The sequence below is a fragment of the Sporomusa sp. KB1 genome (genome assembly GCF_007830295.1).
In the GTDB taxonomy this organism is placed as follows: domain Bacteria; phylum Bacillota; class Negativicutes; order Sporomusales; family Sporomusaceae; genus Sporomusa.
This window is the reverse complement of the sequence record NZ_VLKC01000002.1, coordinates 3,650,292-3,667,614: the sequence shown is the minus strand read 5'-3', so window position 1 is coordinate 3,667,614 and position 17,323 is coordinate 3,650,292. Positions and strand designations below refer to the sequence as shown.

Below are 17,323 nucleotides of genomic sequence, written 5' to 3'. Positions count from 1 at the left end.
ATTCACCACTCCCTTCTACTCAATACAAACTGCGTCAAATCGGCAAACGCTCGCACAGTTTCCACACTTGGTGCACAATGCCTGATCAATAGCATGTGGGGCTTTCTTTTCGCCGCTAATAGCTTGTACAGGACATTTTTGAGAACATAACGTACAACCCTTACAGTTATCTTGATGAATAGTATATGTTAATAATGGTTTGCAGGACTTGGCCGGACATTTTTTATCTCTGATATGGGCTTCATATTCATCCCGGAAATAACGGATAGTTGTTAATACTGGATTGGGCGCTGTTTGACCCAGACCACATAATGACCCATCTTTAATGCTAATGGACAGTTCTTCTAATTCTTCAATATCACCTTCACGGCCTTCGCCTGCGGTGATTCTTTCCAGAATTTCCAGCATCCGCTTAGTGCCGATACGGCAGTAGATACATTTACCACAAGACTCTTTGACTGTAAAATCCAGGAAGAATCTTGCCATGTCAACCATACATGTAGTTTCATCCATAACAATCATGCCGCCAGAACCCATGATAGCGCCGGTTTTATTGATTGAATCGTAATCAACAGGAGTATCCAGTAATTGTTTGGGTATACAACCGCCGGATGGTCCACCCATCTGTACAGCTTTAAATTCTCTGTCGTTGAGAATACCACCACCGATATCATAGATAACTTCCCGCAGCGACATCCCCATCGGTACTTCAACCAAACCGCCATTTTTGATTTTTCCGGCAAGTGCAAATACTTTAGTACCTTTGCTTTTCTCGGTGCCATAGGCTGCATAAGCACTGCCGCCATTATACATGATCCAAGGAACATTTGCAAAGGTTTCAACGTTATTAATATTGGTAGGTTTTCCCCAGAAGCCAGACTGGGCTGGGAACGGCGGTTTAAGGCGCGGCATACCCCGCTCGCCTTCCAGCGACGCAATCAAAGCTGTTTCTTCGCCGCAGACAAAAGCACCGGCTCCTTTTTTAATTTTCATATCAAAGGAGAAGTTGGTCCCCATAATATTTTTACCCAACAAGTTGCGCTGTTTGGCATCAGCAATCGCAATTTCCAATCTTTTTATTGCCAAAGGATATTCGGCCCGGCAGTAGATGTGGCCTTCATTGGCACCAATTGCATAACCGCAAATAGCCATGCCTTCTAAAAGAGCATGCGGGTCACCTTCAAGTACGCTGCGATCCATGAACGCTCCGGGATCGCCCTCGTCAGCGTTACATACTACATATTTGATTTCTCCTTTTGATTGTCTGGCTGCATTCCATTTGAACCAGGTCGGGAAACCTGCGCCGCCTCGGCCACGCAAACCTGCTACCTTGATTTCTTCAATAACTTCTTCCGGAGTCATCTCTTTAAGAGCTTTCGATAAAGCTTTGTAGCCATCATTTGCCTTATATTCATCCACATTTTCGGGATCAATTACTCCACAATTTCTTAGCGCAATCCGTACCTGTTTGGCTAATATGGCATACGGTTTTTCTGTTGTGGATACAATATATTGAGTAAGAGGTTGTCCACCGATGATATGACTGTTGAATATTTCTGTAGCAATATCGGCAGTTACGTTAGCATAACTGTATACCTTGTCACCATCAAATACATCGACAATAGGCTCATAAAAGCACATTCCAATACAGCCTGTTGGCAACAATTCAATCTCTTTACCATGATTTTTAATTTCTTGGGCCAGTCTGTCCATTACTTTACGTCCACCAGCAGCAATGCCGCAACTGCCAAGACCTACTCTAACCTTCACTTACAACACCGCCTTTCTCGGCTTCTGCTATATCCTGCAAAATTTTTCTTACGCTGTTTGGCGTAAGTTTGCCATAAGCTTCACCATTGATCATAATTACCGGTGCCAAGCTGCAGCACCCCAAGCAAGCAACATCCTCCAGGGTAAACAGTCCATCAGCAGTTGTTTGGCCGGGGGTAATCCCCAGTTCATCGCAAATGGCGCTGCCTATCGCCTTGGAACCAAGTACATGGCAGGCTGTACCCTGACACTGCAGGATAACATATTTGCCGACAGGATTTAACCTGAATTGCGAATAAAAGGTCGCTATCCCATAAATCTTGGCCCGTTTATTATCAGTATTATCTGCTATAGCCTGCAATGCGGCTAATGGCAAATATCCGTAAATTTCCTGAGTTTTTTGCAGTATCCCGATAATACTGCCAGCTTTACCCGCATATTCTTTGAATACGGGTTCGAGCAATGTCAAATCTATTTTATCGGCGGGAAATTTTGTTTCGAGCTCTTTTTCGCACGAATTACACATAATTCTACCTCCTCGTAATTCCCAGTATCTTACACCTCATATTTTGTTGTATATACAAGATAATATGAGGTGAGGTCAGCTGGTTTCAGCTGACCCCACTAATAGGAAACGGCTTCGTCTGAAAACCTAAAGTATATATTTTCAACTACAAAGTAACATTTCCCTAACCTTATACTTTTGGCCTTGGTAAGAATCCAGCACCTTTAACAATTTCCGGCAAGGCTGCTTCCCAGCCAACAGGCATAATATGAATACCAGCTACTCCTGGAATTTTCTTGAGTTGGTTACACAATTCAATCGAAACTTGGATACCCTCTTTTTTCGGGTCCTCTGCTTTCTTCATGCGCTCAATCAAGCTGTCGGGGATTTCCATCCCAGCAACATCTTTCTTCATATACTGCAGCGCTTTTACCGAACGCACTGGGAGAATACCTGCGGTAATCTTTGTTCTTTCATGAATACCTCGGGCTACTACCATTTCCATGAAACGGGCAAATTTTTCAATATCAAATATTGCCTGCGTTTGAATGAAGTCAGCACCTGCGTTTACTTTCTTTTCAAGACGAATAGCCCGGAATTCAAACGGATCACCAAATGGATTTTCTACGGCACCGATAAAAAACCGTGGTTCATTGGTCTTGATAGCAGCATCAGACAGAAGTTTTTTCTCGTCACGCATTTTCTTGACCATGGCAATCAATTGCACAGAGTCAACATCATATACATTTTTACAGGTCGGGTGGTTACCAAACGATTGATGGTCACCGCTTAGGCACAATACATCGCGAATTCCTAAGCTATAGGCACCAAGTAAATCGCTTTGCATTGCAATGCGATTACGATCCCGGCAAGTCATCTGAATAATCGGTACTCCGCCGCCCTTCAACACATGAACACCTGCCGCAATACTGGACAACCGTACAATAGCGGTTTGGTTGTCTGTGAGGTTAAAACCATCAACAATGTCTTTAAGCTCAGTGGCATGATGCTCTAATTCATGACCTTCCGAATGTTGGGGTGGCCCAAGTTCACCTGTCACCACAAAATGACCCAGAGAGTACAGTTTTTCTAATTTGCTGTCTGTTTTCAAAACAGCTTGTTTATCAATAGCTACTGCTTCGCTCATAACCGCACATCCTCCCTCACAATTTTGCGAGGACCGCCGTCTCTGTTTTTCGACCAGTCTTTAGCCGGTAATACTTCTGTCATCATGTCCAGACGTCCTTGGCCTTTTAGGCGGTCATAGATAAGCTGCCATCCGCAAGGAGTATCTTTGCTTATTTCGCAAACCCCGTTCTGGGAACCGCCGCAAGGGCCGTTCAAGAGACTCTTGGAACAACGGATTACAGGACATACGCCGCCAGTCTTGGCCAGCACACACTCGCCACACAGCATACAGCGTTCTTCCCAGATACCGTGTTCAACAGCAGCACCAGCAAATTTAGTGTTTTGACCAGGAACAAAGATGATATCAGGATAATTTTCTGCCATAAATTGCACGCCAACGCCACAAGCCATGGACACAACAACATCTACGTCCTTGAGATGCTCTTTAAACCTTACCGCATATTCAGGATCACATTGACGCTCATAGGTAGCTGTTTCAATTTTCACAGGATGTCCGTCAACTTCCATCTTCATTCGAAGAGCACTAGCCATAATATCAGTTTCTTTCTGTCCGCCGGACAGACATACAGTAACACAGCCGCCGCAACCGGCAACCAGCACTTTTTTCGCGTTTTTTATGGACTCGGCAATTTCTTCAATCGGCTTGATTTCTGCAACTATCATATCGCTTGACTCGTCTCCTTTCTAGGCCTTCCGGGCCTTAAGCGGACTCGGACCTAACTTTTCAAGCAGTCCGGCCATATCCCGGGCGATCTGGGCGAAACGCGGACCATGGGTTCCGGATACATTATACATAACCAGACGTTCTCCGCCAACCCCCACTTGATCCAAAATTTCTTTGATATGCTCCAAACGTTTCCGGGCACGTGAACTGCCTTTCACGTTCATGCACTCATGCTCAGGACAGCCAGCGACAAATACAGCGTCAGCGCCTTTTTCAAACGCCTCTAACAGCAGTCTGCCGTCAACTTTACCAGCACAGGGTAACTCGACGGTCTCAATGGTAATGCTAACATCAGCTGGTGGGCCAAGGTCAGAGCTAATTAGTGCGCACATACGACAAACAAATCCTACTACTTTAACATCACTCATAGTTAACCCACCTCCGTCAACGCGGTCTTAACCCGGGCCAGTACCTCATCATCTTGGTAATGATGTACGAAAATAGCCTTATTCGGGCATTCTGATGCACACATGCCACAGCCGCGGCAATCCGCAGGAGAAATGTAGGCAGCGCCCATTTCCTTTTTCTCACGAGTAATTTGCGGAATTGTGTAAGGACATGTCCGTACACAGGTTAAGCAAGCTGCACATTTTTCCCAATCTACTTCAGCTACCGTACCGCCCATCATTAACGCAGGCTGAGCTAAGATACGAGCAGCACGTCCGGCTACCCCTTTGGCCTGAGTCAGACATTCGACAACTGATTTTGGACCATGAGCTGCACCTGTAATAAAGATGCCGCCACCGGGGAAAGCAATTGTGCCAAAGCTAGAGTGAGTTTCTGAAAGAAAACCATCATCATTTACCTGGATCTTAAAGAGGTCGGCAATCTGAGCTGCTTCCGGAGTTGACGTTTGAGCAACAGCCAAAATCACTTGGTCAGGCTTTAGGTTTAGCTCCAGACCAGACTGCGGATCATTTATTTTCATCGCGAGATTACCAGCACTATCTTTTACTAATACCGGTTTATTAGTTTCTTCATAGTGAATAAACACTACACCCGCTTTACGTGCTTCGCGGTATTTCAGTTCAAGGTAGCCTGGTGTGCGGATATCGCGTGACAAAACATACACTTTAGCTTCAGGATTTTGCTCTTTAATCTTAGTCGCCGCAAATACCGTTTCCCCGCAACAAGTACGGCTACAGTATTTATGCTCCTCATTACGGGAGCCAACACATTGTACAAAGACGTAAGTAGCTTCCCCTTTAGCCGGTATACGCCCGTCTGCCAAACGATGCATAGCCTCAACACCGGTAATCACGCGCTGATCCTGACCATATAAATATTCAGAAGGAACATAGGTGGTAGTACCAGTAGCCAGAATAACTATTCCATGCTCAACTTTTTGGGTTGTTTGTCCAGTCGCAACCGTTGTAATGAAGTGACCTTGGCGACCACTAAACTCAACAACCTCTGAATTGGTTAGAACCTCAATCTTGTTATTTTTCCGCACTTGATTTTCCATTTTATCAATAGTTTGCTTGAGCTCTTCGGTCTCTAAACAACCAGTAAGATCACGAACATATCCACCAAGTTCAGATGATTTTTCAACAATGGTACAACCAAATCCGCGGTCAGCTAATGCCAGCGCAGCAGCCATGCCGGAAACACCGCCACCAAGGACAAGTGCACGGGATACTACAGGCTCGGCATGCCATTTAAGTGGCTTATAGGTTTTGACATCACTCACTGCACGGGTAGTGACTTGCATAGCAGCACTGGTAGCCTTATCTGTTTTTCCTTCCCAAGCTTTTACGGGCACAGCCGCCATTTCTACAAGCATTCGGTTTAAACCAGCAGCTTGGACAGTTTCTTGGAACAGGTTTAAGTTATGCTTTAATACACAAGGTGCAACAACAATACGATTCAGTCCTTGTGTAGCAATCAGTTTTTGCATTTTGGCTATCGCCTCAGGCTGACATACTGCCTGCTCACATTCCACCACAGTTACATCTGCCTGTTTTTTAGCAGCATCAATCACCGCATTGACATCAGCACCCATGGCAGCTAAACCGCCTTTACAGAGGAATACGCCAACCCGTACAGGTTCCTTGCTGATATCACGCTCCGGTACTGGTTTGCGAGCTGGTCGCGCTTCCCCTTTTCCAAGAGCTTTGGTTGTAGCCGCAGCTGCTGCACTTGCCAATGCCATGGTTTCAGGAACATCAAGCGGCCCTTGGCTGCCACCAACCGAAAAAATACCTGGTTTCTTAGTTATCACTGGATCAAGCGGATCTGCCTGAACAAAACCGAACTCATTCAATGGTATTTGCAATATTCCAGCAGTTTCTTTTAAACGGGTAGATGGACGAATACCTGCAGCCAACACAACCAGATCAAATTCTTCCTTAACCGGTTTACTAGCCGCAGCATAGTTAATTGATAATCTTTCAGTTACCGGGTCTTCTTTTACTTCAGAAATCATAGTACGTACATATTTAGTACCTAACTCTTGCGCACGCGATAAAAAGGTATCAAAGTTTTTGCCGCATGCTCTTAAATCAAGATAGTAGACGGTAACGTCAGTTTTGGGAGCAAATTCTTTGGCCAATATGGCTTCTTTAGCAGTAAACATACAGCAAATAGCTGAACAGTATTCACCTTTGGATACTACATCCCTGGAACCTACACACTGTATAAAAGCAATTTTTTCCGCACATTTTCCGTCCGACGGGCGTCTGATACAATCTGAGCGATAACGGCTTTCGGATAAGAGATGTTCAAACTCTAGGCTGGTAACAACATTTTTATAGTACCCGTATCCTAATTCGCCTTTTTGGGAAACGTCATACATGCTGAAACCGGCTGCCAGAATAACCGCTCCGACGACAAGTTTTTGGGTGAGCTTGCCGGCTTTGGTATCGCTGATGGTAGCCTGGAAGTGACCTACATCCCCTTGTAATTCAACCAGCTTAGCACTGGTATAGATATGCACAAGTGGATTATTAGCGGCGCGGGTAATAAGTGAACCCAGCACCGTACTGGATGCATGAAGATTACCACCTAAATACAAAGCAGAAATATTTACCTGATCGCCCCATACACAAGCAGACTGCTTGCTTTCTGAAGAATCAACTAATTTCCCGCCAAGATTTGCTTCATCTGTCACCAAATGAACAGGGTATCCTGCCCCAGCTAATTCCAGAGCCGCCTGCAGACCGGCAATGCCACCGCCAATAACGAGCACATCCTTTTGCATGGCTCTCACTGCCTTTCGCTAAAATATCCTATTTTGCCATCATTACCTAACTGATATAACCGCAGAGAAACCGGACATAGCTATCTATATAAATAGTTCTGCCGGTTTCTCTAAAGCGATTACAACAGGTGCAATGATGTCAAGAGCGGTATGGGATCAATAATATGTTTCTTCATCCATTTTTTAGCTTGAGGATGTCCAAAACTTATCCCTAGCAATTCGGTGAAGAAAAATATTGGTATTGGATTTTTAATTTCTTTCTGCCGGGTTTCCAAAGTCATCTGGCATAAAGGGCACGCAGTTACAATTGCGTCAGCTCCTGCTCGTTGCGCCTCTGTTACCAAATTTTTAGTTATCTCATAAACGACATCTGTACGTGGCACCGTCAAACTACCACCGCAGCAGTCCGTTTTGTATGACCACCGCTTCACGTCGGCTCCAACTAAATTCATTAGTTGATCCATAGCTTGCGGTTGCTCAACATCGTCAAAGGCTACATAAGTAGGCCTTGTAAGCAGACAACCATAATAAGGAACAACTTTGAGGCCCTTGAGTGGATTCTTAACCTGAGGCTTAACTTTACCAATAAACTCTTTCCTCATGATAACTTCCAGCGGATGTGTAACATGGACTGTCCCCTTGTAGGAGGATCCCATTATGTTTTGCAGTTCTTCGTTAGCATCTTTAGCTTCCGGAGTACCTTCACGCACATAATGATCAGCAGCCTTTACAAGGTTATAGCAAGCAGCACATGGCAAAATAAGTTCTTTTTGCTGTTCGGCTTCAGCAATGACAAGGTTTCTGAGCGGCAAAGCAAGCGCGAGAAAACGATCTGTGGAGTGACCTGCGGTAGCTCCACAACAATTCCATTCTGGAAGTTCAGCCAATTCAAGATCCAAGGCATCAAATACGGCCTCAGTGGCCATATTATATTCTGCCGCAGTAGAATGAAGTGAACATCCCGGATAATAGCCTAGTTTCATGGCGCCTTTTTCTCCTTTGCTCTCTGGAATATTTTCTTGATTTCACCCTTCCGCCGCTTAAGGGCATTATGAGGCAAAAATGGCATCTTGCCACGTTTTGTCATTTCCTTGCCAAGATCCATGTCCGCAAAAAAGTCTCCAGTACAGAATTTGTAAAGTCCCATAAGTCCAACTTCATAACCCCGGCCTTCACCACCGATTATCGGGAACCCTTTCATGGAATCAAGAAACAATTCGTAAAATAATTTGATGTTGTAATGACTGGCCGGAATTTTATCTTCAGCAATGGTTTCCATTTTAATGGTATCCATAACCTTAGATGTGTCAATGCCGTTCGGACACCTTACGGCGCAAGTTTTACAACCAACGCATAGCCAAGGAGTATTGGATTTATAGACTTTATCCTTTTCTCCCAATTGGATCATACGTAATATCTCATAATTGTTATGTTCCATGACAAAATTTATTGGGCAGCCACCAGCACATTTCATGCAGTGATAGCATGAACTGATCGGTTGATGCGATTTTTCCTCAATTTCTTGACAGAAAGAAGCTTTCCCTTTAGTAGGTTGGTTCACTGTTGACATCATTGACCTCCTTTCCTGGCGTAAACCCAGCGATATTACCGCTGTCTGAACACCTTAGCGTAGGAGTCGCAGTAAATATCTTGATTAAGGATTAAACGTGCGGTAGCAATAGCATCAACTAAAGCTTCGTCATTAGCATCGCAAATAGCTGAATCTAAACCGGCAGTCATAGCCATTACAGCAAAGGTGCGGTTAATAAGCGGACGAAACGGGCTTTTTTGTGAAATGTTGGAAAGACCAACAGTGGTTTTGGGAGGAGGATTGGAAATCATTTTAATTTGGCGAATAGTTTCTAAAGCTTCAACGCCATGTTCCTGAGCCACGTTAACTGGCAAAATAATCGGGTCAATAAACAGATTATCCGGTTGCAGACCATATGCTTCAGCATTGGCAACAAACTCCATAGCCATAGCAACACGGTCTTCAGCACTCTTAGGAATACCAACTTTATTAATGCACAGGCATACAACATCGGCTTGATATTTTGCAGCCATTGGGAAAACGCGATCAATTTTTTCTTGCTCGCAGCCAATGGAGTTAATTAATGCACCTGGTTTACCATAAGCTATAAGTGCAGCTTCCATAGCGTCATAATTGGTAGTATCAATAGCCAACGGCAGATCACTAACTTCTTTTACAACATTAATCATCCAGGGAAGATCGATCGTTTGATCTTCGGAGTTAGGTCCAGTGTTAACGTCAAGATAACTAGCGCCGCCTTCTTTTTGTTTAACAGCCCATTCTTGTAGAGGTTTCGGGTCATGCTCCCGGATAGCCAAACCGATATCTTTGAACATACCATTAATTCTTTCGCCAATGATAATCATTGTAATCCTCCTCGATAATATTATTTTTTTTGGGAACCTTCATTTTTAATTAAGATACTTTACTGGAATCCTAAAAAGATAGATGCTTAAATTTCAGGTTTTACCATTAATGCATCAGCATTTACTTTGAAGAGACGTACAGCTTCTGGGTGGCGCAGTACCATTATATGTGCGCCGCCTTGTAAAAGACCAGCTGCAGTCATAGCTTCCCACAGAATAGCGCGGTCGGCTTGGTTACCCCAGTTAGGGAAATCTTCTTCAGAAGCATTAGCTTCTTTAGCACGCCATGCTTCATAGCCAACTTGGCAAATTACAGGCTGAGACAGCATTTTGTCGCCTTGAAGTGCGCCCAGACGGCCGCGTTCAAGGATGGAGTAAGTATATTCAATACCATAACCAAGAGCTGCTGTTGAAGGGTCAATAATTACATTTTCCGGGGAGAAACCCAGCTCTGAAATAAGAATGTTGAGCTGTTTACAAATGTTGATATCAAGTGGGCTTTGAGCCAGTACTTTGTGCTTGTGAACCATAGCAGCAGCAGTAACAGACTTGTAGTTGTCTTGTTTAGCCAAGCCAATTAACAGATTTTCACCTGCAGCAGCTTCTGCGACAACTGGCAGAATTGCGTTGTCTTTTTCTTCCTCGCCGCAACCAACAACAATAACAGGTACGCCTACAGCTGCCAGTACATCTTTAACTACTTTAGCGCATTCTTCAGGGCTTTTATTGCCACTGTCAGGATGAGCACCAGCAAGTTTAATATAAATCAAATCAGCGCCAAATTCCACGCATTTTTTTGCCCACGCAACCGGATCATTAATAACATCGGCATACACTTCATTTAATACAGGATGCCAATCAGGATTAATATCCTGAATCTCCATTGCCACAACTGGCTTCAAAGGCATTTCACCTTCAAATTGGAGGAATGGCATAGTGGAATCGCCACCAACGGTTACAGTGCTAGTACGAGTGCCACCCTGTTCTTTGGTTGCACCAATGGTAACGGTATTAATTTTACCGGAATATCTTTCTTTCAACATATTAGTTGCCATAGTTACGCTCCTTCCAAACATTTAGATTTTTGCTTCTGTACAAATGGCGTTGACCGCCTGTACAGCCACCGAATTATCTGGTAAATCAAACAGTGGCTGACTCAATAAATCGAATTTAGCTACTTGAGGATCATAAGGAATTACCCCGATTAGTTTAAGACCGGTTTTATCAATCTCTCCTTGCAAAGTAGCAAGATCCTCGTCATTTTGCGTCTTAGTGACAATCAAATAAATGTTTTTTACATCTGATTTGAGTGTATCCACAAGATGACGCACCCGACCTGCAGACCGAATACTCCGGGCCGAAGCATCACTGACTACAAACATATAATCAATATCCTGAGTTACCCGGCGGCTAATGTGCTCCATGCCGGCCTCATTATCCATGAGTACATAGCCATAGTTTTTGCTAAGCTTATCCATATACCCCTTAAGAAGGTTATTAGGAAAGCAGTAGCACCCAGGACCCTCTGGTCCGCCCATCACCAGCATATCAACATAATCTGATTCAACTAATGAGGTTTGGAGTTTATATTCAATATATGTTTCCTGTGTCATGCCAGCAGGAATATTCTTAGGATCTTTGGTACTGGTTATCAACTCAGATATTGTCTGCTCTACTTCCATACCTAGTGCTTCATTCAGATTGGCATTCGCATCAGCATCAACCGCCAAAATGGAGCCTTTATTGTTTTTAACCAGATATCGGATAAGTAATGCAGTAAACGTAGTTTTACCAGTGCCGCCTTTGCCTGCCACTGCAATTTGTTTTGCCATGTCTTAAAACTCCTTTCGATACACCCGAACTTCAGTTTTAATGCAATTAAATACTGACATTAGGGAATAAAGTTAAATCAGTATGAGGGATAAACAAGGATGAGACAAATTCGTCCATAAACAGATTTCCAACCGACAATTCAATGTACGTCATTTTACCTGCCAGATTATTGGCTTCCTGCCACGCCTCTTGGGATAAGAGCGCCATACAGGCGCCTTTAGCCGAGGTATTGCCGACATATTTATATTTTTCAACAGGTATATCAGGCAATAGTCCAATAGCGATAGCATCAGGAATGTTGAGATAGTTGCCAAATCCGCCAGCTACATAAATGTTTTCAATACTTTCAAGCTCAAAACCGACCACATTTAAGAGTGTACGAATTCCGGCAAATACCGCACCTTTAGCTCTAAGCAGATTCTTGACATCGGCTTCACAGATGACGATATCACGGTTAATATCAGTATCTTCGCGCCACACAAGCACAAACTCAGGTCCTGTCTCTCCAATACGCATCCGTTCCGTCGGCAGGCTGGTTTGGAACTTGCCTGCACGGTCAATGACACCCGTACTTTTCAGCTTTGCCAAGCAGTCGATAAGACCTGAACCGCAGATGCCAATTGCCTTACCATTGTTAATTGTGGTATAAGCTACTTCATAGGTTTGAGGATCTATTTGCATCCGTTCAATAGCGCCATGCATAGCCCTCATACCAAACAATATCCCTGACCCTTCAAATGCCGGGCCAGCCGAACAGGAACAAGTTACCAACCAATCACCGGCTCCTAATACCATTTCACCATTTGTACCAATATCAATCAGGAGTGATATTGGTGCATCCTCATTGCCCATGGCTGTAAACAACGTACCGGAAACGATATCACCGCCGACATAACTGGCTACTGACGCATAGCTAAATACTAAAGCGTCAGGATTAACTTTAAGCCCTAATTCCTGAGCCTTTACAACCGGATAGAAGTTGGCTGTCGGAATATATGGTTCCAGGCGGATGAACTTGGGATTAATCCCCAAGAACAAGTGCGCCATAGTTGTGTTGCCAGCTGTCATCATAACGCGAATATCAGTTTCTTTGATATGTCTTTGTTTCACTAACAAGTCCATAATGAGTGTGTTTATGGTGCCAATGATACTTTGATGAACTGTATTAAGTCCATCAGGTTCCTCGACAGCATATACAATGCGGCTAATGACATCATCGCCAAAGCGTGCTTGGCGGTTATGAGTTCCTGCCGTATCAATAACTCTACCTTTTTCGAGGTCCAGGAGGTAGGCTACTACAGTAGTAGTGCCAATATCAACAGCGATACCATATAATTGCTGATGACCATGGCCTGGCTCAACAGCAATTATTTCCACCTTACCACCGACCTCAGATAGCAGTACAGTCACTTTAAACTGATCAACCCTGAGGATTTCTCCCAACTTCTGAATAATCGAAAGTGGAACACGAATGTCCGTACAGTTAATTTCTTTCTTAAGAGCCATTGTCAGGCGGTTAAGGTCATCACGGTTATCCTGCAGGTTAGCTACAGGCAGAGTTAGCCGAACACGTCGACAAAGCGGATTAAGCGGATAACCATTAAGCGGGCTTTCTTGGTTTTCCAGAATTAATTCTTTAAGCTGCCATACATGTAACAAATAATTACTTAAGGCATCTGAAACACCAGCGCCTACTGAAGTATTTTCACCTAGCACCTGATGCTTGCTCATAGACGAGGTATTGGGTATTTCTACCACTAGATCCTCATCTTGCACTAAAGTCTGGCACGCTAGATTTAATCCCTTCTCAGCAATTCTTGTTGCTAAATAGCTATCTCTTCTGGCTTTAACATTACCACTCTTAATTCGAACCGCACACTTGCCACATGTACCGTCACCACCACAAGGAGCTTTTATCTCGATATTAGCCTTACCTGCGGCAGTAAGGATATCCGTACCTGGCTCTACTTCTACTTTTACTCCTGCGGGAAGAAATGTTACCAACCGGTTATTCATCCGTAAATTACCCTCCTGACTAGTTGCTCAAGACTGTTTTCTCATTTCAGACAGCAAGGTTGTAAATAGTTATTATTTCATGAGTTGGGGGTAACGAGCCTTGGCAAAAGCAGGAATACCAACAGCTTCTTGTGGTCCAACAATTACGTCCAACCCAGATATTTCTTTGAGTTTGCCGGTGATAATGGCAACATAACCTGGGATAACGATGTTGTTATGGTTAACTTTATCCATAATGCCACATGCTTTAATAGTCTCATGAATAGGCTCAGCAACGAATTTACCGGCAGCCCAAGCTGTAAGAACAGAAGCGCCATCGGTATCAACAGCCACAATATAGCCAGGGATTTTACTGCCAACAACTTCACCTTCAACAGCGAAGTAGGTGAGAGCAAAGTTAGTGCAGACATATACAGGGCAATCAGGACCAACATCACCGATTTCATAAACTTTAGCTTCAACAGCCATTGGTTTTTGCGGATCAGTGTAGATGTTCATGCGCCATGCCATTAAGGGCAGTAAATGCTGTTTTTCGTCAGCTTTTAGGCAAACTATGCTAGCATATTTAGCAACATAAGTAACTGCTTCTACTACTTCTTCTTTTGGATCAGCCGCTAAAGCGCAGGCAAGCATCGGATAGCCAAACGGACGGAATTTCTTTTTGATTGCCAAACGACGAGCGTTAACCATATCACCAAGAGTTTTAGCTGGTGCAGTGTTGCCAAAATCAATAACAATTTCTTTATATTCTTTAGCTACTTTTTCTACTAAAGCAGCAGTATCATCAAGACCATTGCCTTTTACTACTACTGGGCAATTATTGGCTTTAGCAAGAGCTACAACCTTCTCCCAGTTTTCAGCAGTAGCAGCATGAATAAGAGGTTTCTTAGCAGCTACTGCAGGAACAGCAGCTTCAAGACCAGCTACATCAGCAACCAGCAATAACGCGAAGTTAGCTTTAGCAGCTACAGCTTCAACAGCAGCCTTAAAGGTTGCAGCATCGCCGGAGCAATTTGTAATAGCAATCATATCAATAGCTATTCTTTGTCCAACACGATCCATTACCAAATCGTTAACTTTTGCAATTTTGGCATCCAGTTCCGCACCGGATAATTTGTCGGAAATCTGAATTGCTAAAGCAGTAGGATGGTAAAAAGTTTTATCATGACGGAAGAGGACGGTTTCGTCACCCAAAACTACTTCTTGCTCACCAACGCCAACCTTTACAGTTTTTACTGGTGGTGCAGTAGCAGCACCCAACGTTTCTTTAGCAGCCTCAGTTGCATGCGGGCACATATCAAGGGATGCTTTACCATTAGCCATTGCCATTGCAAAAGCTAAGCAGGTAGGTGAACCACAGTCTTTACAGTTTGTTTTGGGCAGTTGTTTGAAAATATCCAAACCGGTTAATGCCATTTTCTCTTCTCCTTTCGAATATAAGAACTTAAAATAAATATGAGAATCGGAACACATCTGATCGTTATTAATTTTTCCTATCATAATGTGTTCCGAATTCTGCCTTAAATAAATACGTGGGACTTATTACATCATCGGATCTAATTTAAGAGCCGGATGTTGTTTTTCTTCCAGGAATGGCAGGATTTCATCTTCGCTAGTGCCAACAGTTTCATCAGCAATCTTATCCACGAAATCTGCACCCAGACCTTCAGCTACTGCAGCATCAATAAGGTCTTGACCTAAGAATTCCTTGAGCTCTTTCGGCATCCAGACAAGACGTGCAAGGCCGCCGTCTGCTTTGATAAACTTTTTACTGGTAATGTACCGACGACCAAGACCCATAAAGCCAGGAGTCTGCATACCGCCACCACAAGTACCTGCCAAAGCGGAGAAGGTCATGCCGCAAGGAGTTTCGCCACCATGTTCACGAGTTGTAATCATGACACCATTACACATCGGCAAAATCGCCATAATGGCTTCGAAGCAACCGCAAGAAGTCATCGGGTATTCCATAAGCGTATAGAAGTTTACGGCTTCGACCGTGCTGTGGGAATTAGCATAAATGAAGTCATTAAGGTTTTTCCACTGACCTTTTTCAGCATCAAGGCATTCCCCTTTTTCAATCGGCTGATTTGGTCCAAGAGGATTGATTTCGTTAGAAGCTTTTGCATCAAGCCAGCTAACAGCACCGCATAAACCTAAGCGTTCTGGCGATACTACGCACACATGGTTTGGTGCAAAGGACTGACAAAGCAGGCATGAATAATATGTTTCAACATCATCAGTAAGATCTTTGAGTCGAGCATCACGGGTAGCATATTTTTCAATAGCAAGCTTGATTTTATCTTCAATAACATCTTTATCGGTAATAATGGTAACTTGTACGCGGTCAATAATCGCGGGGAAATCGGATTTGAATTTCGCAATCAGGATTTCACCGAAATCTCTGATTTTGAAACCAGCGGCATGGGCATTCTTACCAATACGCACCCACATCATATTACGCTGGGCTACATGCCACAAGCCTTCACCATAGTTAAGGTTGTAGTGGATACGGCGTTCGAGCACGCCTTCAAAGTCTTCCTGCATTTTACGGCCATAGATGTCAATCATAAAGCCAAGTGGGAAGACACTGCCTTCCGGCATCTCGTCAATTTCTGGTCCGATAACTTCAATTTTACCATCTTCAACTTCATCAACACCAACCATCCGAACAAGCTCAAAGCTGGTAGAACGACCGCCACCGAACTCAACCCAGGCATCTTTTTTACGGATGGTTTCGCCTTCGAAAGCAGGTCCAATAGTGATAGGTACAGGGATATCAACAATCTTAATTTTTACGCCGCGAATCTCAAGACCAAGTTTGCCGATTTTTTCATAATCAGGCTCAGATTGATACCACTCAGGAATTTCTTCGGCTACCGGCTGATCGGTAACTGTCGGGAAGCCCATGAACATAGCACCAAATTCAGCAGCAGTTTTAACAACATCATTAGGTCCAAGCTGAATAACAAACGCGAAAACGCGTTTCAATTGATATTCTATAGCCCGTTCACGCTGACCGGCAGGGATACCGCCGAAAGCGAGACCAGCCCGGAAAGCAAAGTTAACAGCATGGATAACCTGGGTAAAGTTACCAACTGGGAAGGTAATGAATTCAGAACCAATTTTAACGTTTTCTTCAATACATTGCTCAATTACTTCGTTAACCAAGAAAATCATAATGCCTTTGGACTGGAGTTCTTTTACCAGTTTGGCAGTGGATTTGCTGTCTTTACCTTTACCAACAATAACGGCAACGCCAGGAATTGTCTGGTCAACCAAAGGTACGCCAAATTTACGAAGAATAGGGTCAGTGACGAAGCCGCAATATGGATATACATCAGGTTTTGCGCCATTAATATAGCGCAAAGCTTCAATAACTTCCGCAGCATAAAGAGTGGCCTCACCATTGAGCTTAGCATTTTCTAAAGTCAGTTCTTCCTTGATATTGGTAGTACGAACTCTATTAAGAATTGGTGCAAGATCACCAATGGTATTTACTTCTTCACCGCTCAGCGCAGTGATTACAGGCAGTCTGTAGGCAGTATCAGGATATTTAACCGGGCAATCAGCACCGTGTTCCTTAATCGCTTTAGCCAGAAGAATTTCTGCATAGCTGGTAGCTGTGACAGCACCTTCATAGGCGCCTTTAAAAAGCTCCATAGACATATTGTTTTTCGTCCTCCTTCATAGAGTCAATTCTCATTATCTATTAAATAGCTATTAACAT

At 43.7% G+C, this 17,323-nt stretch carries 14 protein-coding genes; all 14 read right to left on the bottom strand.

The features are described 5' to 3' along the window. Positions 1-15: 15 nt before the first annotated feature. The 14 genes from SALPA_RS20675 to acsB all read right to left on the bottom strand — a co-directional run bounded on the left by SALPA_RS20675 (position 16) and on the right by acsB (position 17,262). Positions 16-1,713, bottom strand: coding sequence for an NADH-ubiquinone oxidoreductase-F iron-sulfur binding region domain-containing protein (locus SALPA_RS20675; protein ID WP_222428195.1), 1,698 nt, complete (start codon positions 1,711-1,713; stop codon positions 16-18). A 46-nt stretch (positions 1,714-1,759) separates the two neighbouring features. Then, a complete protein-coding gene (nuoE, locus tag SALPA_RS20670; protein ID WP_145098344.1) occupies positions 1,760-2,296 on the bottom strand; it encodes an NADH-quinone oxidoreductase subunit NuoE in 537 nt (178 codons plus the stop codon). A 169-nt stretch (positions 2,297-2,465) separates the two neighbouring features. Next, complete coding sequence (locus SALPA_RS20665; RefSeq protein ID WP_145098342.1) at positions 2,466-3,422, bottom strand: methylenetetrahydrofolate reductase; 957 nt, start codon at positions 3,420-3,422, stop codon at positions 2,466-2,468. Continuing rightward, on the bottom strand, positions 3,419-4,087 hold the full coding sequence (locus tag SALPA_RS20660) for a methylenetetrahydrofolate reductase C-terminal domain-containing protein (RefSeq protein ID WP_145098339.1): 669 nt from the start codon (positions 4,085-4,087) through the stop codon (positions 3,419-3,421). Before SALPA_RS20660 ends, SALPA_RS20665 begins: the two co-directional genes overlap by 4 nt. A gap of 21 nt (positions 4,088-4,108) precedes the next feature. Beyond that, positions 4,109-4,516 carry a hydrogenase iron-sulfur subunit gene (locus tag SALPA_RS20655; RefSeq protein ID WP_145098336.1) on the bottom strand — a complete coding sequence of 136 codons (408 nt, stop codon included), beginning with the start codon at positions 4,514-4,516 and terminating at the stop codon, positions 4,109-4,111. Between the two features lie 2 nt (positions 4,517-4,518). Then, the gene (locus tag SALPA_RS20650) at positions 4,519-7,347 is read right to left on the bottom strand and encodes an FAD-dependent oxidoreductase (protein WP_145098333.1); all 2,829 of its coding nucleotides are present in this window, start codon (positions 7,345-7,347) and stop codon (positions 4,519-4,521) included. A gap of 119 nt (positions 7,348-7,466) precedes the next feature. After that, complete coding sequence (locus SALPA_RS20645) at positions 7,467-8,330, bottom strand: CoB--CoM heterodisulfide reductase iron-sulfur subunit B family protein (protein WP_145098330.1); 864 nt, start codon at positions 8,328-8,330, stop codon at positions 7,467-7,469. Beyond that, entirely contained in the window at positions 8,327-8,920 is a 594-nt protein-coding gene (locus tag SALPA_RS20640; RefSeq protein WP_094604811.1) for a 4Fe-4S dicluster domain-containing protein, read from the bottom strand. The genes SALPA_RS20645 and SALPA_RS20640 overlap by 4 nt, the downstream gene beginning before the upstream one ends. A gap of 32 nt (positions 8,921-8,952) precedes the next feature. Further along, complete coding sequence (locus SALPA_RS20635; RefSeq protein WP_145098327.1) at positions 8,953-9,744, bottom strand: methyltetrahydrofolate cobalamin methyltransferase; 792 nt, start codon at positions 9,742-9,744, stop codon at positions 8,953-8,955. A gap of 86 nt (positions 9,745-9,830) precedes the next feature. Then, on the bottom strand, positions 9,831-10,799 hold the full coding sequence (locus SALPA_RS20630; protein WP_145098324.1) for an acetyl-CoA decarbonylase/synthase complex subunit delta: 969 nt from the start codon (positions 10,797-10,799) through the stop codon (positions 9,831-9,833). A 21-nt stretch (positions 10,800-10,820) separates the two neighbouring features. After that, a complete protein-coding gene (locus SALPA_RS20625) occupies positions 10,821-11,576 on the bottom strand; it encodes an AAA family ATPase (protein ID WP_145098322.1) in 756 nt (251 codons plus the stop codon). A gap of 46 nt (positions 11,577-11,622) precedes the next feature. Then, positions 11,623-13,593, bottom strand: coding sequence for an ASKHA domain-containing protein (locus tag SALPA_RS20620; protein WP_145098319.1), 1,971 nt, complete (start codon positions 13,591-13,593; stop codon positions 11,623-11,625). A gap of 72 nt (positions 13,594-13,665) precedes the next feature. After that, entirely contained in the window at positions 13,666-15,009 is a 1,344-nt protein-coding gene (gene acsC, locus SALPA_RS20615) for an acetyl-CoA decarbonylase/synthase complex subunit gamma (RefSeq protein ID WP_145098316.1), read from the bottom strand. Positions 15,010-15,135: 126 nt separating this feature from the next. Beyond that, positions 15,136-17,262: an acetyl-CoA decarbonylase/synthase complex subunit alpha/beta gene (gene acsB / locus SALPA_RS20610; protein WP_145098313.1), complete on the bottom strand. Its 2,127-nt coding sequence runs from the start codon at positions 17,260-17,262 to the stop codon at positions 15,136-15,138. Positions 17,263-17,323: the final 61 nt, after the last annotated feature.

Coding starts and splice junctions, on each gene's coding strand:
- SALPA_RS20675 (WP_222428195.1), bottom strand. CDS start 1,713: ATGGACAGACTGGCCCAAGAAATTAAAAATCATGGTAAAGAGATTGAA.
- nuoE (WP_145098344.1), bottom strand. CDS start 2,296: ATGTGTAATTCGTGCGAAAAAGAGCTCGAAACAAAATTTCCCGCCGAT.
- SALPA_RS20665 (WP_145098342.1), bottom strand. CDS start 3,422: ATGAGCGAAGCAGTAGCTATTGATAAACAAGCTGTTTTGAAAACAGAC.
- SALPA_RS20660 (WP_145098339.1), bottom strand. CDS start 4,087: ATGATAGTTGCAGAAATCAAGCCGATTGAAGAAATTGCCGAGTCCATA.
- SALPA_RS20655 (WP_145098336.1), bottom strand. CDS start 4,516: ATGAGTGATGTTAAAGTAGTAGGATTTGTTTGTCGTATGTGCGCACTA.
- SALPA_RS20650 (WP_145098333.1), bottom strand. CDS start 7,347: ATGCAAAAGGATGTGCTCGTTATTGGCGGTGGCATTGCCGGTCTGCAG.
- SALPA_RS20645 (WP_145098330.1), bottom strand. CDS start 8,330: ATGAAACTAGGCTATTATCCGGGATGTTCACTTCATTCTACTGCGGCA.
- SALPA_RS20640 (WP_094604811.1), bottom strand. CDS start 8,920: ATGATGTCAACAGTGAACCAACCTACTAAAGGGAAAGCTTCTTTCTGT.
- SALPA_RS20635 (WP_145098327.1), bottom strand. CDS start 9,744: ATGATTATCATTGGCGAAAGAATTAATGGTATGTTCAAAGATATCGGT.
- SALPA_RS20630 (WP_145098324.1), bottom strand. CDS start 10,799: ATGGCAACTAATATGTTGAAAGAAAGATATTCCGGTAAAATTAATACC.
- SALPA_RS20625 (WP_145098322.1), bottom strand. CDS start 11,576: ATGGCAAAACAAATTGCAGTGGCAGGCAAAGGCGGCACTGGTAAAACT.
- SALPA_RS20620 (WP_145098319.1), bottom strand. CDS start 13,593: ATGAATAACCGGTTGGTAACATTTCTTCCCGCAGGAGTAAAAGTAGAA.
- acsC (WP_145098316.1), bottom strand. CDS start 15,009: ATGGCATTAACCGGTTTGGATATTTTCAAACAACTGCCCAAAACAAAC.
- acsB (WP_145098313.1), bottom strand. CDS start 17,262: ATGTCTATGGAGCTTTTTAAAGGCGCCTATGAAGGTGCTGTCACAGCT.